Below are 19,914 nucleotides of genomic sequence, written 5' to 3' on the forward strand. Positions count from 1 at the left end.
GCCACACGGCGAACACCCGGTTCGCATCGCGTTAAACTGAGGACGGTACTCCATGACCACGGAAGAGGTGAACATGCCCGAAACGGCCGACGTCGGCGAACAGCGAATTCTCGCCGGCCGGTACGCGATCGGGGAGTTCGTCGGCCAGGGTGGCATGGCGACGGTGTATCGGGGAACCGACACCAAACTCGGGCGTCAGGTCGCCATCAAGGTGATGAAAGCCGATCTCGCGGGCGATGCGCAGTTCCGTTCGCGCTTCCGTCAAGAGGCGCAGTCCGCGTCGCGCATGGCGCACCCGACCGTGGTCCGCGTGTTCGACGCGGGCGACGACCTGATCCAGACCGCCGACGGCCCGAAGCGCCTGCCCTTCATCGTCATGGAGTACGTCGAGGGCACGAACCTGCGACAGCTCGAGGCCGAGGGCCGACTCTCGCAATCCGAGGCCTGCCGCGTCGTCGACTCGGTGCTCACAGCGCTGGAGTACTCGCACCGCGCGGGCATCGTGCACCGCGACATCAAGCCCGCGAACATCATGATCACCAAGAGTGGTCAGGTGAAGGTCATGGACTTCGGCATCGCCCGAGCCGTCTCCGACACCTCTTCGACGCTGCAGGAGACGACCGCGATCCTCGGTACCGCGGCGTACTTCTCCCCCGAGCAGGCCAAGGGCGAATCGATCGACGCGCGCACGGATCTGTACTCCACCGCGGTCATGCTCTACGAGCTGCTCACCGGCGATGTCCCGTTCCGCGGCGACACTGCGGTAGCGGTCGCCTACCAGCACGTGAGCGAACGGCCCAAGCCGCCGAGCGATCGCGAGCCCGAGGTGACGCCGGAGCTCGATCGCGTCGTGCTCTACGGTCTCGCCAAGGATCGCGCCAAGCGCTTCCAGTCGGCATCCGAGTTCCGCGAAGCCCTGCGTGAAGCGGCGAACGGCCGAATGCCGAAGCTCGCGGTGCAGCAACAGGACACGGTGCTGTTCTCGGGCGGCGAAGAAGTGTCGGAGTCGGACCTCGCGCTCCGGCAGCTCTCCGACGGCGGCGGAGCGACTCGCACGCAGAGCCGCCCGCCGGTGATGTGGACGTGGGCGGCCATCTTGACGATCGGCGCCGTCATCGCCGCCGTCGTCTTCTGGTTGGTCACCCTCGCGCCGCAGGAGTTCCTTCCGGATTCCTCGCGCGAGGTCCCCGAGCTGGTCGATATGCAGAGCGGCGAGGCCCTCGACAGGTTGCGCGAGCTCGAGCTCACCACGATCAGCGTCGAGCAGACGAGCGACACCGTCGCGAACGACCACGTCATCTCCACCGTTCCCGAGGCGGGGTCGGTGCTGACCGCGGGTGACAGCATCACCGTCTACGTCTCGACCGGCCCGGAGACCGCCAAGGTTCCCTCCATCGGCCGGATGTCGGAAGACGATTATCGCGAAAAGCTCGAAGATCTCGGCCTCACCGTGGGTATCGTCTCCAAGCGCGACGATGCAACCGAGGCCGCCGGGCGGGTCTTGAGCGTGAGCCCCGAACCCGGTACCGAGGTGCAGTCGGGCACCGGCATAGAGATGGTCGTCTCGAGCGGAAACGTGCAGATCCCCGATGTCGTCACGCAGCCCATGCAGGTGGCGAAGTCGATGGTCGAGAGCCTCGGCCTCAACGTGACCTATACGCCTGAGCCGTCGTGCCCCACCGTCGAGGGATACCCGATCATCGAGCAGTCGATCGTCGGATCGCAGGCGCAGCGGTCGGACCTCACGCTCAAGTACTGCTCCGGCTGATCAGCTTCGACTGACCACTGCCACGGTCTCTCGGAGCGCAGTGATCAGTCGACGAGGAGCGGCGACAGTGTTCGCGCGACCTCGGACGCGTTCGGTACACCCACGACGTCCAGCCAATTGCCGAGCTGCTGATACCCGCCCTCGGTGAGCACCGACTCGGGGTGGTACTGCACGCCGTAGATCGGGAGCTCGCGGTGGCGGAAGGCCATGACGATGCCGCTCGCGGTCTCGGCGGTGATCATTAGGCTCTCCGGTACGGTGTCTCGCACCACTGCGAGCGAGTGGTACCGCGTCGCATCGAACTCGGGTGCCACGCCGTCGAAGAACGGGTCGTCGGTGTGCTGCACGCGCGACACTTTGCCGTGCATCAGCTCCTCGGCGTGCGTGACGGTTCCACCCAGAGCCTCGGCGATCGCCTGGTGCCCGAGGCACACCCCCAGCAGCGGAACGCCGGTGCGCAGGGCGAGGTCGACCATCGCGATCGAAACGCCGGCATCGGCAGGGGTGCCCGGCCCGGGCGAGATCAGCACACCGTCGTACTCGGCGACGAGCGCTTCGAGCGCGGCCGGCGTCACTTCGTCGTTCCGCATCACGTGCGTCTCGGCACCCAACTGCTGCAGGTACCCGTTCAGCGTGTAGACGAAACTGTCGTAGTTGTCGATGACTAGAATCTTGCTCACGTGTTGACCGTTACTTCCTCGCCCGGCATCTGCGTGGCGACCCAGGGATAGACGTACGCGATCAACGCGTACACGATGGCCGCCGCAACGAGGAGCAGCACGATGACGCGCAACCACGCCGGTCCGGGAAAGAAGCGCCAGAGTATCGAGAACACTATTCCTGATCCCCTCTCAGCGCTTGCGTCGCGCCCATCGTCGGATTGAGTTCGAGGAGCTCCTGCGGAGGCCCGTCGGAGCGCGGCTGGAAACCCTCGTACACGGAGTACGCGATCGCTCGCTCGTCGCTCCCCGCCATCTTCGGGTGGCAGGTGGTGAGTGTCAGGATCTGGTCGTCGCCCGGCGTCCCCTCGAGACGCGGGAACGGATTGAGCACATCGACCTCATCGGGCGTGACGTATTCGATCGAGCGGAAGCGATAGGTGTACCAGCCGTCGGCCGTCTCCACGAACAGCGGGTCGCCGATCCTCAGATTCATGACCTCGCGGAACGAGTTGATGAGCGGCCCGGAGCGGTGCCCGGCGAGTGCGAAGTTGCCCGCTTCGCCCGGCATCTGCGTGGCCTCGTAGTGGCCGATCCCCTTGTCGTCCAGATTGAGGACCGTGTCCCAGTCAGTCGTCTCCGCCACACGATTGGCGTAGGTCGTGCCGAACGAGGGCACCCGCAGCACCGCGAAGACCTCGGCTGCGTCGGGTCGAGCAGTCACCGGAACGACCCCGTCGAAGGGCGCCGCAGACGCCTCACTGTCCCACCGTGCCGAATCCTCTTCGGAGAGGTCGGTCTGCTTCGCGGTGACGCCGACGCCGGTGTGCCAGGGCTGCCACACGATGTACCCCATCACCGCGAGACCCCCGACCAGCAGCAGTTCGCCGATCACCGTCAACGGGCTCAACCTCGCACGACGGCGACGGCGGCCTCTCCTGACTGTCTCGTTCACCCTCACATTCTAAAGCGCGCTCACTGGGTGCCGGCCAGGTTCCAGGTAGACTGTCACCCATGGCAGCAGCTGGAAAGAATGTAAGCAAGCGGAATTCGGCCGAGGTTGCACAGAATCGTGCGGATGCTGCGGCCGCGCGCAAGGACGCTCCGAACCCCGTCTGGTTCAAGCCCGTCATGTTCGGCTTCATGCTGCTCGGTCTCGTGTGGATCGTGCTCTACTACATCACCAGCTCGACCCTGCAGCTGCCCATTCCCGCCTTCGGCCAGGCCAACATCTTCATCGGCTTCGGCCTGGTGCTCGTGGGCTTCCTCATGACGCCGTGGTGGAAGTAGCGCGACAACCGATGTGAATCACACCGGTGTAGTTCCTCCCCAGGTGGGGATGAACCTGTGGATAACTGACTGAGGCCCGGCAGATGCCGGGCCTCAGTCAGTTATCCATAATCCTCACCCGATGAAACCCGCCGCCGGAGCCGCGAAGAAGTACGCTCCCGAAAGCAGCACCAGGAGCGCGCCGAGCGCGACGAGACCGGTGATCCGCTGCGTGCGTCGCCGGGGACCTCGCGTGGCGAGCAGCAGCCACATGGTGGCCGCACCCGCAACCATCCCGCCGAGATGCGCCTGCCATGAGATTGCGGCACCGGGGATGAGACCGAATGCGAAGTTGATCGCGATGAGCACGGCGAGCGAGGTGATATTCACCCGCGCCGCCCGCATCGCGACGAGCGTCGCAGCGAGGACGCCGAAGATCGCGCCGGAGGCGCCCACTGTCGGCGATACGAGAGACTGCGGCTCGAAGTAGGCCCACATCATGACACCCAGCGATCCGCCCACACCGGCGAACACGTAGAGCACCGCGAATGCCGCCCGCCCGATCGTCTGCTCGAGATTTCTGCCGAACAGCCAGAGCGCATACAGGTTGAAGAGGATGTGGAGGAAGAAGGTCGGCGAATGCGTGAACATCACGGTCAGCATGCGCCAGGGCTCGAAGGCCCCGGGCATCGAGTACAGCGGTGCGTACCAGAGCGCCGCCGTCACCTCGTTCCCGCCGAAGGTCGCACTCACCCATTGCGCGACGAACACGACGGCGCACAGGATCATGATCCCATACGTCACGGGGGCGTCCATCGCGGCGATCCTGCGACCCGCCACTCGAGTGGATCGAGCCGCGCGCTTCGTCGCCGGAGCCCGCAGCTCCTTCGTGCACTCGGGGCAGAGCACGCCGACGGCCGACACGACCTGGCAGTCTCCGCAGATCGTGCGCCCGCACCGCTGGCACAGAGCGAAGCTGCGCACTCCCGGGTGCCGGTAGCACACGTCGTCGGGGCCGGGTTCGACGCGTTCGCCGTACACCGGCCCCGACCCGTTCGTCACCTGCGATCGTCCTTACGCTGCAGCGATGTCGACGCCGGAGATGACGACGTCCTCCACCGGGCGATCCTGTGCGCCGGTCTGCACATTGGAGATCGTGTCGACCACGGCCTTCGATGCGTCATCCGCGACCACACCGAAAATGGTGTGCTTGCCGTTCAGCCAGTCGGGGGCGGTCGTCGTGATGAAGAACTGCGAACCATTGGTGCCCGCGAGGCGGCCGGTCATGTCGGGGCGCTTGCCCGCGTTCGCCATCGCCAACTGGTAGGGCTCGTTGAAGGTCAGCTCGGGGTGGATCTCATCATCGAAGGTGTATCCGGGGCCGCCCGTGCCGGTACCGGTGGGGTCGCCGCCCTGGATCATGAAGTTCGGAATGATGCGGTGGAAGATGACGCCGTCGTAGAAACCCTTCTCAGCGAGATCTACGAAATTCTTCACCGTCTTCGGGGCGTGGTCACCGAAGAGGTTGACGACGATGTCGCCGTGGTTCGTGTGGATGGTGGCTACTGAGGAGTGAATCGTCATGCGACCAGTGTAGGCCGCGGGGGGTGGGAAGAAAGTGTTGTCAAGGCCCTTCGGAGCCTGAGAAACCCTGACAACCCGCGGTTCTCGCGCGTGATCCCGCCGCCTGCGGTCGGGATCGGTGTAGCGTGGAGGCTACGGGTGATATGGCTCAAAGGATTGCCTCGTCGAGCAAGGAGGATACGAATGAATCTCTCACGTAAGCGCCGCCGCGAACTCCGGAAGTTGCGGAAGAACGCCCAGGAGCTGCTCGATCAGCAGCGCGTCGTGCTGGGGCACGCCGGGGAGGTGCTCGGGCAGGCCGGCGGACAGGCCCGTCACCTCAGCGATGAGCATCTCATGCCGCGCGTCGACGGCGCTCTCGAGGCGGTGCGCCCGACGCTGGACCGTGGCGTCGCGACCGCACGCCGTGCGGCGCGGACGGTGCAGCGGGCGACGACACCGATCGTGGCGAGTGCGCTCGCGCGCACGATCCGGACGCTGGATGAGATCGACAACCCGAAGGCCGCGAAGAAGGTGCGCGGATTCGGAGAGCGCTCCGGCTACCTGAAGCCCAAGAAGAGCAAGGGCGGTGTCGTGGCGTTGGGGCTCGGCGTGGCTGCTGCCGTCGGAGTGGGGTACGCGCTGTGGCAGGCCTTCCGCACCGATGACGAACTCTGGGTCGCCCCCGAGAACTGATCAGCAGCGGTGAATGGCGTTCCGGCTCACCAGCCGGGGCGCCATTCGTCGTTTCGGGCGGACGTCCCGCGATCCTGACCGGTTGAACCGTTTGCGCCAAGAACAGCGACGACCCGCCACCCCCACTACTTGCGCGGTTTCGCCGAGCGACCCTGGCGGTTCGCACCCTTGCCAGGCTTACCTGCCGGGCGCCGATTCAGACCCGCCATCCGCAGACCGGTCTGCACGAGCGAGAGCGTGCGCAGCGATTTGAGATCGCGCAGCGCCACCCAGCGCGCCTCATCCGATGACCCATCGACCTCGTTGCGCAGCGGCCCGTCGATGACGGTCGCACGATAGACGATTCGGATCGTGTGCAGTTCGGGTTCGTCGCCCGCGGGAACCTCTTCGCGTACCATCACACGCGAATCCACGCCGAGAAGCTTGCCGACACGCGCTTCGAGCCCGGTCTCCTCGGCGACCTCGCGCACCACGGCGTCTCGGGGATCCTCGCCGCTCTCGATGCCGCCCCCGGGAAGGGTCCAGCCGTGCAGGTGGCCCCGCCGCCAGTGCGTGAGCAGGATCTTGCCGCGCCGCTCAACGACGGCGTAGGCGGCGACTCGAAGATCCATGATCCGAGCCTAGTCGTTCGGGTGCTCCGCACGCTCCGCGCGCGCCGGGGGCCGCTGCACCGACCTCTGCTCCGTTTCAGCCCAGCCGGTGATCCAGCGATCGAGTCTGCGGTAGGCCTCGGCCCGTACGGAATCGCGCGAGAGGAAGACGTCGTGCAACGCGCCCTCGAGCCGTTCGATCGTGAGCGAGGAGCCGAGGCGCAGTGACGCCTTCGCGATCTCCTCCACCTCGAGCACCGTATCCGCGCTGGTCAACGCGTCGTCCCACCGCCACGGCACGGCGGAGCGAGCCGAGAGCAGCATGAGGATGGGCGCATCGATGGCGAGCCCGCGACTGACCCGCGCATGACCGGTGAGGATCGCGCGAAGCCACGCCGTGAGCACGGGGTGGCTTCGCGTCGGCCGCCACCGTTCATCGATCGCATCGAGTTCGTCCTTCGGCCCCACCTCGCGCTGCGCGCGGGAGTAGAGCCCGGCATCGAACTGCGGCGCGGAGTCCCGCAGGTTGAAGCGAGCTCCGAGATCGAGCAGTGGTGCGAGCATCTGTCTGCCGGCGCCCGTCAGCTGGAACTCGAGCCATGGGCTGTTGAGCACGAGCGCGTCCGCACGCCCGGAGTGCGTGGAGGCCCACAGGCTCAGAATCAATCCGCCGGTGGAATGCCCGAAGAGCACGAGTCTTCGCTGCCGGCCCCCTACCGGCGGCGCGGATTCTCGAGACGACGCCGACTCCGCTCCGGCCTCCGGATGCCCGATCGAGTCGAGTGCGAGCCCGATCTCCAGGTCGTACTCGCCGAGATCCTGGATGTACCCCGGCGTCTGCCCGTCGCGCAGGCTCCGACCGTACTTGCGGAGATCGAGCGCGTAGAAGCGCGCACCTCGATCCGTCCAGAATCGGGCCATCGTTCGCTGGAAGAAGTAATCCGACCAGCCGTGCACGTAGAGGACGTCGACATCCTCGAGCACGCGCGTGCGATGCAGCATCCGATCCATGAACGTGCGCGACGTCGGCATCGACCGCACCAGCGTCGCGACGAGCGGGCCCTCGTCATCCTCACCGAGATCGAGCTGCGCCGCCTCGAAGCCGGGCCCCAATACGTCGGGCGCCCAGACGGGCGGCGGGCGATCCTCCCGCCCAGAAGGCGACGGTGCCCGCGCCTGGGGCGCCGCGGCTTCACGCGTTGCGGCACGGTCGGAGTCGGGCCCGGAGGGTGCCGGTTCGACGCGGCGAGCACGCGGCGGCGGACTGCCGTGCCGTCCCGAAGCCCCGCCGTGGTCCATGCTCCCAGTGTACGTGGCGGGACCACAGCGGGTCGGGGTCTAGTTCAGCGTCACCTTCGCGGCTTCGGCGCGCACCGTCACCACGTGCTTCGAGTCTTCGCTCTTCGAGAGACGGTCATCGAGCTCTCCGAGCTCCGTCATCGCGTCGACGCGGTATTCGGCGTCCGGCAGGTCGAGCACGGCGCTTCCCGTGCTCGCGTCGATGGACACGCGATCCGGAGCCGCCCCGGTGATGCCGAGTCGCACGGAGCCGGCCTCGACCCCCACCTCCGCCGCGGTCACGTCGGCGAGGTCGAGCTCGGTCTCACCTGCTTCGACATCGACATCCACGTTCTGAGCGCTCCCGTCGATGCGGAGGTCGCCCGCTTCCACGCTGAGGTCGAGGGAGCGGAAGGATCCGGAGCCGCTCAGCGCTCCGCCCTCGACGCTCATCTCCGCGTCGAGCGAACCGTCGTCGCTCATCGCCTGCGGGAGGGTGAGCGTCGCTGAGGCGTTGCCGAGCGCACCTGCCCCGCAATTGAAGAGGCAGCCCGAGGTGAACCCGCGGTCAGGGGTCTCCACGCTGAGCTGACCCTCGTCGACCGCCACCCTCCAGTCCGCAGCGCGATCCCCTGTCACCACGAGCTCGGCCTCACTGACATCGCCGAAGGCCACCTCGAAACCCGCTCCCGCGATCTCGAGATCCAGCGACCGCACGCCCTCGATGGGTGCCGTATGCGTGAACGTGCCGTCGCCGTCGTCGATCGTCTCAACCGATCCCGCATTGATGTCCTGGGAGTACTCGGAGGAGGCGTCCGCGGAGTTCGTCGCGTTGCCGACGAAGGCGTCAATGGCGTCGAAGCGGTTCGGAGCGATCGCGGCGTACGCTGCTGAAGCGCCGACTGCGAGCAGGGCGACACCTCCGACAGCTGCAGTGACTGCGACGATGACGCGGGTGGAGGGCGCTTGCTTGCCGGAGGCGCCGCCCCCGCGCTGAGCCGTCGCGGGCGGCTGCGGCTGTGTCTGCGTCGGCTGCGACTGCGTCTGGTTCTGGTTCTGGTCGTCGTTCGAGGGGATGTTCATGCGGAAACTCCGGTCTGTGCGTCGGGGTGTGAACGATCGGCGTCGTGCATCGTGCTGGGAGCGCCTCCCAGGCTTTCGAAGTGGGCGATCGCGGCCAGCACTCGGCGATTGCCGCCGCCGTCGGGCTCGAGCTGCAATTTCTGGAAGATCGCGGTGATGTGCTTCTCGACGCTCGCTTCGGAGAGGAACAGCAGGGCGGCGATCGCCTGATTGGACCGCCCTTCCGCCAACGCTGCGAGCACGGTGCGTTCGCGGTCCGTGAGTGCACGCATGCGGTCGTCGCGCGAGCGCCTCGTCAGGAGCTGTGCGACCACCTCGGGGTCGAGTACGGTGGCCCCTGCGGCGATCCTGCGGACGGAATCGATGAAATCCCCCACGTCCGCAACACGATCCTTCAACAGGTAACCGAAGGCTCCGCCCTGCGCAGCGATCAACTCACTCGCATAGCGTTCCTCCACATACTGAGACAGCACGAGCACTGGCAGGCCCGGTCGGGTACGGCGCAGCTCGAGTGCTGCGAGAATCCCCTCATCCGTGAACGACGGCGGCAGACGAACATCGAGGATGCACAGCTCCGGGTCCGCCGAGGCGACCGTCTCGAGCAGATTGCTCGCGTCGGGCAGTGCCGCGACGACCGTGTGGCCGCCGTGCTCGAGGAGCCGGACCAGCCCCTCACGCAGCAGTACTGAGTCTTCGCAAATCAGGATGCGCACGGAACGCTCACCTCCAACGTGGTCGGCCCGCCGTGCGGGCTGTCGAGTCGCGTCGTGCCGCCGGCTGCGAGCACCCGGTTCATGATGCCGTCGAGCCCGCCGCCGGGCGTCACCCGAGCACCGCCGATCCCGTTGTCTTCGACCCTCGCCCACAGTCGTGCCGGCTGCGCTTCGTCATCGTTGCGCATGCGCACGACCACACGCGCTTCACTCGCGCGGGAGTGTTTCGCAGCGTTGGTGAGCGACTCCGCGATCGCGAAGTACACGGCGGCCTCCGCCTCACGACTGCAGCGATCGGTCAGGCGCACGTCGATGTGCACCGGAATGTGCGACCGGGCTGCAAGCGCTGAGAGCGCTGCATCGAGCCCGCGATCATCGAGCACCGAGGCGTAGATGCCTCGCGCGAGTTGCCGCAACTCCGTGATCGCGGCCTTCGTGGACGTGTGAGCTTCGGCGACGAGTGACTTCGCCGCAGCGGGATCGCTATCGATCTTCTCCTGTGCGAGACCGAGCGTCATACCGACGGCCACCAGACGCGGCTGAACGCCGTCATGCAGGTCGCGTTCGATGCGAGTGCGTTCCACATCGGCGGCGCGTACGGCTCCTTCGCGCTGCTGCGCGGAAACCCGCGCACTCTCCGTGAGCTGCGCTTCCGCCGCACTCGAGCCGATGATCGCGATTGCGATGAGGCGGTGCAGGAGCGCAAGCCCGACGATGCCGGCAGCGCAGAGCAGCATGCCGATGATTCCGGGCTGCCACCATATCGAGAATGTGCGGAAGACGGACGCGAACGCCTGGGCGAACCCCTGAACGAGACCCAGCACTGCCGCACCCAGCGCGCTTGAGATCGCGAAGTTCGCGACCGCTCGCCACATGCGCCCATCCACGGACTGGCGCAGCACCGATCCGAGCCATGCCGAGAAGCCCGGCCCGCGCCGCTCCTGCCACCTCGGCGCCGTTACTGAGAGCTCGTACAACCCGCCGACGCGGAAGGTTTCGAACCAGGCGATTCCGTACAGCGCGTACACCGCCGCGATCAGCAGGATAAGCCCGATGCCGATGATGAGCATGCCGATGCCCGTTCCCAGGAGTGTGGCGAGCACGATGGTGATCGTGAACCCCACGACCCCGAGAGCGGCGAGATGCAGAACTGTCAGCAGGAGGTGGAACGGCGTCTTGGATGCCCACTTCGCGGCCGGCTTCATCGACGCAGTGGAGGGCCGTCCCGGCCGGGATGCGGGTTCGGAGGTGCTCGCCGTGCGCTCGTCATCGGCGGGCTGCGGGCCCGAGGTCGGGAGAAGCGGAGTTGTCATCGCCTCGGATGGAGGAGGAGTGGTCATGGTTCTACGGTAGGTGCTCCCCTACCCCGGCGTGAGCGAGCGGACCCGAGAACGCGGTTCGGGTTTTCCCTATTTCGACGCGAACGTTCCACGTGAAACGAAACACCCCCGCCAAAATCGACGGGGGTGCACTGGTGGATCCTGGGAGAATCGAACTCCCGACATCCTGCTTGCAAAGCAGGCACTCTACCAACTGAGTTAAGGACCCGAAGGAAGTTGAACACTTCCCTCCGCTGCCCCAATCGTAGACCGGAACAACTCGATCAACTTTACAGACTCGGTGCGGAAAGCGCAAAACGGGAAGTGCCGGCGTGCCTCGAGTGCAAACGGCGGGCACATCCGGGCCCATCCCTACAACGCAAAAGTCCCGCTGGTTTCAGCGGGACTTTCGTGTGGTTGTGGTGGGGCTACCAGGACTTGAACCTGGGACCTCTTCATTATCAGTGAAGCGCTCTAACCACCTGAGCTATAGCCCCTCGACCAAGCAATGACTCTACCCGAATACGCGACAAATCCGAAATCGACCTCGAAAACCGGGCGTGGCCCGGCCCACCGACGGGCCGGGCGCACTGCTCAGTTGCTCGTGAAGCCGAGCTGGAATCCGCCGAGAACGCGCACCAGCAGGTTGTATACGAGTGAGCCGACGGCGCCGAGCGCGGTGCCGACGATGACATTCAGGATGCCGACGACGACCGAGAAGCCGAGCACCTGCGGGAACCCGATGATCCTCATCAGGCTGTTGTCCTCACCGACGATGTCCATGAAGAGCTGATCGACCTGTGCGAAGACCCCGGTCTGCAGCAGCACCGTGTAGATCAGAATCGTCGCGACGACGCTCACGACTGCGAAGCAGATCGCCACGAGGAAGGAGAACTTCACCGCCGACCAGAAGTCGACGTATACGAGCTTGAGGCGAACCTGCTTCGCCGGCGCCTTCTTACGGGTCTTCTTGGCCAGCTTGTCGGCGACAGTGTTACTCATTCAGGTCTTCCTCGTTTTCCGCGTTCTCGGGCCCTGCGGCCTCGGACTCCTCGTCGTCGAGCCCACGCTCCGGATTGCGCGCGATGCCAATAATACGGTCCTGCTCTGGGAATCGTGCAAAGACGACTCCCATGGTGTTGCGGCCCTTCGCGGGTACCTCGGCCACTCCCGAGCGGACGACCTTTCCGCTTGCGAGTACCGCGAGCACCTCATCGGTCTCATCGACGATCAACGAGCCGACGAGTACGCCACGGTTCTCATCGAGCTTCGCGACCTTGATGCCGAAGCCGCCGCGCTGCTGCACACGATATTCGTCGACAGCCGTGCGCTTCGCGTATCCGCCCTCGGTGACGACGAAGACGTACCCCCCGCTGCCGTCGATTCGCGACGCTCCGAGGAGGGCGTCGCCCTCACGGAAGTTCATGCCGCGCACGCCGCTGGTCGAGCGTCCCATCGGGCGAAGAGCCTGATCAGAAGCAGTAAAACGCACGGACATGCCGTGGCGGGAGACGAGCAGTACATCGTCGCTCGCCTCTGCGATGAGCGCCGAGACCAATTCGTCGCCATCACGCAGCTTGATCGCGATGATGCCGCCCGTCCGGTTCGTGTCGTACTCGGTCAGGGCGGTCTTCTTGACCAGACCGTCTCGCGTGGCGAGCACGAGATAGCCGGCCGCCGAGAAGTCGCGGACGTCGAGAATCTGCGTGACCATCTCGTCGGGGGCGAGCGCGAGCAGGTTGGCGAGATGCTGACCCTTCGAATCGCGTCCGCCTTCGGGGACCTCGTACGTCTTCGCACGATAGACACGACCGGTGTTCGTGAAGAAGAGCAGCCAGTGGTGAGTGGTTGTGACGAAGAAGTGCTCGACGATGTCGTCGGCGCGCAGCTGCGCACCCTTGACACCCTTCCCGCCTCGGTGCTGCGAACGGTAGTTGTCGATGCGCGTCCGCTTCACGTATCCGCCGCGAGTGACGGTGACGACCATCTCCTCCTCGGGAATCAGGTCTTCCATCGACATGTCGCCATCGAAGCCGTGCAGGATGGCGGTGCGCCGTTCGTCGCCGAACTTGGTGACGATTTCGCCGAGTTCTTGCACCACGATCCCGCGCTGTTCCGACGGCGAGGCGAGGATCGCCTCGTACTCGGCGATCTGGGCCTCGAGCTTGGCCGCGAGGTCGAGAATCTTCTGGCGCTCGAGCGCCGCGAGGCGGCGCAGCTGCAGACCGAGGATCGCATCCGCCTGGATCTGATCCACCTCGAGCAGCGCCATCAGACCCTCACGAGCCTCGTCCACCGTGGGTGAGCGTCGGATGAGGGCGATCACCTCGTCCAGAGCATCCAGCGCCTTCAGGTATCCGCGCTGGATGTGGGCTTCGGCCTCGGCCTTCTTCAGTCGATATGCGGTCCGACGTACGATGACCTCGATCTGGTGCTTCGCCCACGCCGTGATGAACCCGTCGAGCGAGAGCGTTCGCGGAATTCCATCGACGATCGCGAGCATGTTCGCGCCGAAGTTCTCCTGAAGCTGCGTGTGCTTGTACAGGTTGTTCAGCACGACCTTCGCGATGGCATCGCGCTTGAGCACGATCACGAGTCGCTGCCCGGTGCGCCCGCTCGATTCGTCGCGGATGTCGGCGATCCCCTGGACCTTGTTCTCCTTGACGAGGTCGGCGATCTTCACCGCCAGATTATCGGGGTTGACCTGGTAGGGCAGCTCGGTGACGACGAGGCAGGTGCGGCCCTGAATCTCCTCGATGTTGACGACCGCGCGCATGGTGATCGAACCGCGTCCGGTCCGATAAGCCTCGCGAATGCCCTTCGTGCCGAGGATTTGTGCACCGGTCGGGAAATCGGGCCCGTGCACCCGCTCCATGAGCGCGTCCAGGAGCTCGTCACGGCTGGCATCCGGGTGCTCGAGATGCCAGATCGCAGCTTCGGACACCTCTCTGAGGTTGTGCGGGGGAATGTTGGTCGCCATACCGACGGCGATACCGACCGATCCGTTGACCAGCAGGTTCGGGAACCGCGATGTGAGTACCGTGGGCTCTTGCGTGCGCCCATCGTAGTTGTCCTGGAAATCGACCGTGTCCTCGTCGATATCCCGCACCATCTCGAGGGCGAGCGGAGCCATCTTGGTCTCGGTGTACCGGTGCGCGGCGGCCCCGTCATTGCCCGGTGAACCGAAGTTCCCCTGTCCGAGGGCCAGCGGGTACCGGAGCGTCCACGGTTGCACCAGACGTACCAGCGAGTCGTACACGGCGCTGTCGCCATGCGGATGGAACTGCCCCATCACATCGCCGATCACGCGGGTGCACTTCGAGAAGGCCTTGTCGGGTCGGTAGCCCCCGTCGTACATGGTGTAGATGACACGGCGATGCACGGGCTTGAGCCCGTCTCGTACATCGGGCAGCGCACGGCCTACGATCACGCTCATCGCGTAGTCGAGGTACGAGCGCTGCATCTCGAGCTGCAGATCGACCTGGTCGATCCGACCGTGCACCGCGTCTTCCTGCGCCACCATCGCGCTGGTTTCCGTCTCCGGGGTCTCGTTCTCAGATGTCAAGGAAGCGCACGTCCTTCGCGTTCTGCTGAATGAAGGTACGGCGAGCCTCGACATCTTCGCCCATCAGGGTCGCGAAGATCTCATCGGCGATCGCCGCGTCTTCCATGGTGACCTGCAGCAAGGTGCGGGTCTCGGGGTTCATCGTGGTGTCCCACAGTTCTTCGTGATTCATCTCGCCCAGGCCCTTGTAGCGCTGAACGCCGCTCTCCTTCATCAGGCGCCGGCCCTGCTCGGCACCGGCGGCGAGCCGCGAATCCCGCTCGGCGTCGCTGTACACGTATTCATCCTCGGCGTTCGACCACTTGATGCGATACAGCGGCGGCTGCGCGAGATAGACGTAACCGAGATCGATGAGAGGACGCATGTACCGGAAGAGCAGCGTGAGAAGCAGCGTCGTGATGTGCTGACCGTCGACATCGGCGTCCGCCATGAGCACGATCTTGTGATACCGCGCCTTCTCCGGGGCGAAGTCCTCGCCGATACCCGCGCCGAATGCCGTGATCATGGCCTGCACCTCGGCGTTGTTGAGCGCGCGATCGAGACGCGCCTTCTCGACATTCAAGATCTTCCCTCGCAGGGGCAGGATCGCCTGAGTATGCGGATTCCGACCAGTCTTGGCGGATCCTCCTGCCGAGTCGCCCTCGACGATGAAGATCTCCGAAATCGTCGGATCCTTGCTCGAGCAATCCGAGAGCTTGCCGGGCATGCCACCGGACTCGAGGAGACCTTTGCGACGCGCCGTTTCCCTCGCCTTCCGAGCCGCCAAACGAGCCGAGGCAGCCTGGATCGACTTGCGGATGATGTCCTTCGCGGGTCCCGGGTTCCGCTCGAACCAATCTCCGAGCTGATCCCCGACGACCTTCTGCACGAACGCCTTGGCTTCGGTGTTCCCGAGCTTCGTCTTCGTCTGCCCCTCGAACTGGGGCTCCCCCAGCTTGACTGAAATCACGGCCGTCAGTCCCTCGCGAACGTCGTCGCCGGACAGGTTGTCGTCCTTCTCGCGGAGGATGTTCTTCTCGCGAGCATACCGGTTGACGAGCGTGGTCAAGGCGGCGCGAAAGCCCTCCTCGTGCGTGCCGCCCTCATGCGTGTTGATGGTGTTGGCGTAGGTGTGCACGCTCTCCGTGTACGAGGTCGTCCACTGCATCGCCACCTCGGCAGCGATCTTGCGATCCGCATCTTCTGCTTCGAACGAGATGATCTCGTCATTGACGAGTTCAGCGCGCTTCGCAGAGTTGAGGTGCTGCACGTAGTCCTGAATACCGTTCTCGTACAGAAACTCGTCATGCAGAGCCGGCGGCGCAACGAGCTCGCCCTCGGCATTCTCGATCGGATCCAGTTCTCGCAGGTCCGTCAGCGCGATGCGGAGGCCCTTGTTCAAGAAGGCCATTTGCTGAAATCGTGTCTTCAACGTCTGATAGTCGAAGTCGATCGTTTCGAAGATGTCGCCGCTCGGCCAGAACGTGATCGCCGTTCCCGTTTCGGTGCTCGGCTCCCCCTGCGCCAACGGGGCATCGGGAACACTGTCGGTGAATGACATGTTCCACGTGAAACCCTGCCGCTGCACGGATACCTCGAAGCGACGCGACAGTGCATTCACCACGGACGAACCCACGCCGTGGAGCCCTCCGGACACCGCGTATCCTCCGCCTCCGAACTTTCCGCCGGCGTGCAGGACCGTCAGCACCACCTCGACAGTGGAGCGGCCCTCCGTCGGGTGCTCGTCGACGGGGATACCGCGGCCGTTATCGACCACACGCACTCCCCCGTCGGCGAGAATCGTGACGTCGATGAAATCGCAGTACCCTGCGAGTGCCTCGTCGACCGAGTTGTCGACGATCTCGTACACCAGGTGGTGCAGGCCACGAGGGCCCGTCGAACCGATATACATGCCAGGCCGCTTGCGTACCGCTTCGAGCCCCTCGAGTACCTGGATCGCTCCGGCACCGTAATTTTCCGCAGCGGGAGCCTGCTCTGAACTCATAGGTAGAAAGATCCTTATCTGGGCATCTCAGGGCGCGATTGAGCCCCGAGCACTTCCGCCCACCAGCTTATCAAGATTCAGGCGTTCACAGGCGCGCTACGGGCCTCCTGACCAGCGAATTTGTGCGGGATCGACCCCCGACCGCTTCATTCCCTCGAGAACATGCTCGAGCATCGCACCAAGCGTGGGCGAGCGTAGAGGAATCACCCATACGTGTCGCGTGGCCCGCGGCCCGGCACGGACCGCGGGCCGTGCCGCCAGCTCGGCGCGCCGGGAGCGAGGAACCTGATGTCACGCACCTCCGCATCGGGGTAATCGCGCAACAGTCGCGTGAGCAGTTCACCGCGCAGTCTCCGCAGCTCTGTCGCCCACGTGGTGGAATCGCACTGAATCTGAAGCACGCCGTGACTCAGCCCGATCACCCGCGTGTGCTCAGCTGTCGCCTCCCCCGCGAATATCGGCCAATCGCTGATGAGTCGTGCTTGCTCGAGTTCCACGCTCCAGCCCATATCGGACGCCACCGTCACCAGGACGTCTGAGAGCGCCCGAGGGTCGCGACCGAACCCGAACGGACTCCCTGCCGAGCTATCCGTGCCACCCTGCCGCTTTCGCCGACGTTGCGGCACGCCTCGCCATACGGATTTCGCTCTGAGATACGCGTCCGTCGCGAACTCGGCGCCCGCGTCATTCATCACGTTGCGACTGCGCGTCATCGCGCGTCCCCAGGTCTGCAGGTCGATCAGCTTCTGATTCCGCGCCGACATCAGAGGCCGAAATCGGGTGCAGGACGCCGGCGCGTATTCGCACACGGTCCCACGCAACGTCATCGGGTACGTCCGCTTCAACGGCAGCAGTGACGATGACCTGTTCGTAATCAGCGACGGCCAACATCAGTCGCGCTCGTCGAGCGGCGTCGAGTTCCGCGAAGACGTCGTCAAGAATGATGACGGGATCACCAGCGGATGACTCAGAGCGAAGGAGCTCCGCCAGCGCAAGCTTCAGGGAGAGCGCGAAGGACCAGGATTCCCCATGACTCGCATACCCCTTGACCGGCAGTGCATTGAGCGAGAGCAGCAGATCATCTCGATGTGGGCCGACGAGGGTGACGCCCCGCTCGATCTCGCGACTGTGGACCGAGCGCAGAGCGGACCGGAAGTCGTCAGCGAGCGTTTCACGTGAAACGCCGGCGAGCTCTTCAATTCCAACTGTTTCACGTGAAACGCCGGTATCAGTCAGGGCGTCGGAGACGCTCTCCGACATGGATACACGAGGGGCGTGATCTGCACCCACGAGCGCCTCATAGTGCCTCCGCAATGGATGCTCGAGATCTCGAAGAAGTTCGCGGCGGGCAAGCATGATCTGCGTGCCGTACTCGACGAGCTGGTCGTCCCACACGGGGAGGCTGGAGAGTGCCGAGTCTCCTCTGGAGCGAGCGGATTTCAAGAGAGACGTGCGCTGGCGGACCACTCTTTCGTAGTCTGCAAGAGCGACGGAGGCGATCGGATGTCTCGCGAGCAGCGCATCATCGAGGAAGCGCCGGCGTCCTGAGGGCTCTCCACGAACGATAACGAGATCTTCGGGCGCGAACACTATCGCTGAGAACCAGCGCGTCACCTCACGAGGGCGCACGACATTGCCATTCACCTGGGCTCGATTCGGCCTGCCCTGATTGAGCTGCAACTCCAGTCGCACCTCCCGCTCCCCTGAGCGAACTTGCATACGCGCGACCGCTGATTCGCGACCGGCGCGAATCAGCGCACTGTCACCGGTGACGCGATGCGATCTCAGCGTCGCAAAATAGGCGATGGCCTCGACCAGATTCGTCTTGCCCTGACCGTTCTGACCGATGAGCAGGTTCGGGCCAGGCGAAAGCGGCAACTCCGCCGAGTGATAGTTGCGGAAGTCGCCGAGCGAGAGATGCGAAACCCGCATCGCTCCCCTAACGCAGAAGCAGGTTCGGCTGCAGCAGGTAGCGGAAGCTCTTCTCATCCGCATCGTCTTTACTGCGCTGGCTCGTAATCAGAACCGGGCCCGGCTTGCCCGGGTTGTCAGTGCGTGTGAAACCGATCCGTGCGAACTCCGAGTGAGTGGAGCGCAATCCGTCGAGAAGGAATTGCGGCTTCAGCGAGACGACCATGTCGTCGCCGACGAGATGCGCGTCGACCGTCTCGACAGCCTGAGCGGATTCGGTTCCCGCCGCCTCGAGCGTGACGATGCCCTCGGCGAATGAGAACCGCAGAGCGGCTTCACGCTCGAGCACCAGACCGACACGACCGACCGCCTCGATGAGCTCGGACGTGCTGACCACGGCGTAATTGTCCACGTTCTCCGGGAAGAGGCGTCCGACCGGAGGATAGTTGCCCTTGATGAGCAACGACGTCACGGTCTTCGTCCCACCGGTGAACGCGATGAGCTCACGATCCGCATCCTTCACGATGCTGACCTGCACCTCGCCGACTCCGGAGAAGGTCTTCCCGACTTCGGTCACGATCTTCGAGGGAACGAGCGCACCCAGCGACTCCCCTGCGTCGCGGTGCTCCCAATCAATGCTCCGGGTAGCTACACGGTAGCGGTCCGTCGCCGTCAACGTGACTGAGTTCGTATCGATTTCGAACTGCACTCCCGTGATCACCGGAGTCACATCATCCTTCGACGCCGCCATCGACACCTGGGACACCGCGTCGGAGAAGACGTCGGCGGGAACGGATCCCGACACCGAGTCGACCCTCGGAACCTGCGGGTACTCTTCCACCGGCATCGCGGGAAGACTGAATGACGCGGAGCCGCATCGGACCTCGACGCGGCTCTCCAGGAGCGATACCTCGACGTCCGAGTGCGGCAGGCGCTGGGCGATCTCGCCGAGCAGACGACCGGATACCAATGCGCGGCCCGATTCAGATACGACGGCGGAGATCGATGTTCGCGCTGAAACCTCGTAGTCGAACGAAGAAACCGTGAGCTGCTCCCCTTCCGCTTCGATGAGCGCACCGGTCAGGAGCGGCTGGGTGGGGCGAGGAGGAAGTAACTTGACCGCGAAAGACACTGCATCGCTGAATACGTCACGATTGACGGTAAATCGCATCGGGCTTCCCTTCGCACGCGTTCTGGGTCGCGTCGTTCTCCTCGGCCTGACAATCTTTGCATACTCCCGAGGGCTGAGCATCCGTTAGCTCAGCGGCTCACCGAGGACTCGTTTCGTGTGAAGAGCCGATCGCGTGATCGAGTGCCCGTTGAAAAGAATGAGAAGTGTTAACAGTGTTAACGTCTGTGGATTTTGTGGATAAGTCGCTTCTTCCCAATTCTTGCAACCGAACTACACGAATGTGAGTTGTGCACTCCACGTGGATGGAACGAGTTCGGCGGAACCATGCGAATCTTTCGCGTTGACGCCTCGCTCACAGGGGATGGTGATCCATGCACAAGTTCG

19 protein-coding genes and 2 tRNA genes are annotated in these 19,914 nt (G+C 64.7%); 3 read left to right on the forward strand and 18 right to left on the reverse strand.

The features are described from left to right. Positions 1-52: 52 nt before the first annotated feature. Positions 53-1,768, forward strand: coding sequence for a Stk1 family PASTA domain-containing Ser/Thr kinase (gene pknB / locus PQI23_RS02745; RefSeq protein ID WP_339971328.1), 1,716 nt, complete (start codon positions 53-55; stop codon positions 1,766-1,768). 44 nt (positions 1,769-1,812) lie between these two features. On the opposite strand, the gene PQI23_RS02750 is transcribed toward pknB, so the two are convergent. The 3 genes from PQI23_RS02750 to PQI23_RS02760 are packed head-to-tail and all read right to left on the reverse strand — an operon-like array spanning position 1,813 to position 3,382. Beyond that, a complete protein-coding gene (locus PQI23_RS02750; protein ID WP_339971330.1) occupies positions 1,813-2,448 on the reverse strand; it encodes an anthranilate synthase component II in 636 nt (211 codons plus the stop codon). After that, the gene (locus PQI23_RS02755) at positions 2,445-2,603 is read right to left on the reverse strand and encodes a hypothetical protein (protein ID WP_339971332.1); all 159 of its coding nucleotides are present in this window, start codon (positions 2,601-2,603) and stop codon (positions 2,445-2,447) included. The genes PQI23_RS02750 and PQI23_RS02755 overlap by 4 nt, the downstream gene beginning before the upstream one ends. After that, the gene (locus tag PQI23_RS02760) at positions 2,603-3,382 is read right to left on the reverse strand and encodes a class E sortase (RefSeq protein ID WP_339971334.1); all 780 of its coding nucleotides are present in this window, start codon (positions 3,380-3,382) and stop codon (positions 2,603-2,605) included. Before PQI23_RS02760 ends, PQI23_RS02755 begins: the two co-directional genes overlap by 1 nt. 59 nt (positions 3,383-3,441) lie before the next feature. Here PQI23_RS02760 and PQI23_RS02765 point away from each other — a divergent pair, with 59 nt between their 5' ends. After that, positions 3,442-3,717: a cell division protein CrgA gene (locus tag PQI23_RS02765; RefSeq protein WP_339971336.1), complete on the forward strand. Its 276-nt coding sequence runs from the start codon at positions 3,442-3,444 to the stop codon at positions 3,715-3,717. Positions 3,718-3,831: 114 nt separating this feature from the next. On the opposite strand, the gene PQI23_RS02770 is transcribed toward PQI23_RS02765, so the two are convergent. Beyond that, on the reverse strand, positions 3,832-4,758 hold the full coding sequence (locus PQI23_RS02770) for a rhomboid family intramembrane serine protease (protein WP_339971338.1): 927 nt from the start codon (positions 4,756-4,758) through the stop codon (positions 3,832-3,834). 12 nt (positions 4,759-4,770) lie between these two features. Continuing rightward, positions 4,771-5,280: a peptidylprolyl isomerase gene (locus PQI23_RS02775; RefSeq protein ID WP_339971340.1), complete on the reverse strand. Its 510-nt coding sequence runs from the start codon at positions 5,278-5,280 to the stop codon at positions 4,771-4,773. A 183-nt stretch (positions 5,281-5,463) separates the two neighbouring features. Here PQI23_RS02775 and PQI23_RS02780 point away from each other — a divergent pair, with 183 nt between their 5' ends. Further along, positions 5,464-5,955 carry a DNA/RNA helicase gene (locus PQI23_RS02780; protein WP_339971342.1) on the forward strand — a complete coding sequence of 164 codons (492 nt, stop codon included), beginning with the start codon at positions 5,464-5,466 and terminating at the stop codon, positions 5,953-5,955. 125 nt (positions 5,956-6,080) lie between these two features. Here the strand turns inward: PQI23_RS02780 and PQI23_RS02785 are convergent, their stop codons facing one another. The 13 genes from PQI23_RS02785 to dnaN all read right to left on the reverse strand — a co-directional run bounded on the left by PQI23_RS02785 (position 6,081) and on the right by dnaN (position 19,569). Then, positions 6,081-6,566 (reverse strand): NUDIX hydrolase, encoded by a 486-nt coding sequence (locus tag PQI23_RS02785; protein ID WP_339971343.1) that lies wholly within the window; start codon positions 6,564-6,566, stop codon positions 6,081-6,083. Positions 6,567-6,575: 9 nt separating this feature from the next. Then, entirely contained in the window at positions 6,576-7,844 is a 1,269-nt protein-coding gene (locus PQI23_RS02790) for an alpha/beta hydrolase (RefSeq protein ID WP_339971345.1), read from the reverse strand. Between the two features lie 39 nt (positions 7,845-7,883). Further along, on the reverse strand, positions 7,884-8,906 hold the full coding sequence (locus PQI23_RS02795) for a DUF4097 family beta strand repeat-containing protein (RefSeq protein ID WP_339971347.1): 1,023 nt from the start codon (positions 8,904-8,906) through the stop codon (positions 7,884-7,886). Continuing rightward, positions 8,903-9,619 (reverse strand): response regulator transcription factor, encoded by a 717-nt coding sequence (locus PQI23_RS02800; protein ID WP_339971349.1) that lies wholly within the window; start codon positions 9,617-9,619, stop codon positions 8,903-8,905. Before PQI23_RS02800 ends, PQI23_RS02795 begins: the two co-directional genes overlap by 4 nt. After that, complete coding sequence (locus tag PQI23_RS02805) at positions 9,607-10,959, reverse strand: sensor histidine kinase (RefSeq protein WP_445238397.1); 1,353 nt, start codon at positions 10,957-10,959, stop codon at positions 9,607-9,609. Before PQI23_RS02805 ends, PQI23_RS02800 begins: the two co-directional genes overlap by 13 nt. A 132-nt stretch (positions 10,960-11,091) precedes the next feature. Further along, positions 11,092-11,167 (reverse strand) — tRNA-Ala (locus PQI23_RS02810). A gap of 191 nt (positions 11,168-11,358) precedes the next feature. Beyond that, positions 11,359-11,435, reverse strand: a tRNA-Ile gene (locus PQI23_RS02815). Positions 11,436-11,532: 97 nt separating this feature from the next. Continuing rightward, positions 11,533-11,940 carry a DUF3566 domain-containing protein gene (locus PQI23_RS02820; RefSeq protein ID WP_339971351.1) on the reverse strand — a complete coding sequence of 136 codons (408 nt, stop codon included), beginning with the start codon at positions 11,938-11,940 and terminating at the stop codon, positions 11,533-11,535. After that, the gene (gene gyrA / locus PQI23_RS02825; protein ID WP_339971819.1) at positions 11,933-14,461 is read right to left on the reverse strand and encodes a DNA gyrase subunit A; all 2,529 of its coding nucleotides are present in this window, start codon (positions 14,459-14,461) and stop codon (positions 11,933-11,935) included. The genes PQI23_RS02820 and gyrA overlap by 8 nt, the downstream gene beginning before the upstream one ends. A 31-nt stretch (positions 14,462-14,492) precedes the next feature. Further along, positions 14,493-16,487: a DNA topoisomerase (ATP-hydrolyzing) subunit B gene (gene gyrB / locus PQI23_RS02830; RefSeq protein ID WP_339971353.1), complete on the reverse strand. Its 1,995-nt coding sequence runs from the start codon at positions 16,485-16,487 to the stop codon at positions 14,493-14,495. Between the two features lie 203 nt (positions 16,488-16,690). Continuing rightward, on the reverse strand, positions 16,691-17,251 hold the full coding sequence (locus PQI23_RS02835; protein WP_339971355.1) for a DUF721 domain-containing protein: 561 nt from the start codon (positions 17,249-17,251) through the stop codon (positions 16,691-16,693). Continuing rightward, positions 17,172-18,419, reverse strand: a complete 1,248-nt coding sequence (gene recF, locus PQI23_RS02840) for a DNA replication/repair protein RecF (RefSeq protein WP_339971357.1) — start codon at positions 18,417-18,419, stop codon at positions 17,172-17,174. The genes PQI23_RS02835 and recF overlap by 80 nt, the downstream gene beginning before the upstream one ends. A 7-nt stretch (positions 18,420-18,426) precedes the next feature. After that, complete coding sequence (gene dnaN, locus PQI23_RS02845; RefSeq protein WP_339971359.1) at positions 18,427-19,569, reverse strand: DNA polymerase III subunit beta; 1,143 nt, start codon at positions 19,567-19,569, stop codon at positions 18,427-18,429. Positions 19,570-19,914: the final 345 nt, after the last annotated feature.

The organism is Leucobacter sp. USCH14 (assembly GCF_037619215.1).
Classification (GTDB): domain Bacteria; phylum Actinomycetota; class Actinomycetes; order Actinomycetales; family Microbacteriaceae; genus Leucobacter.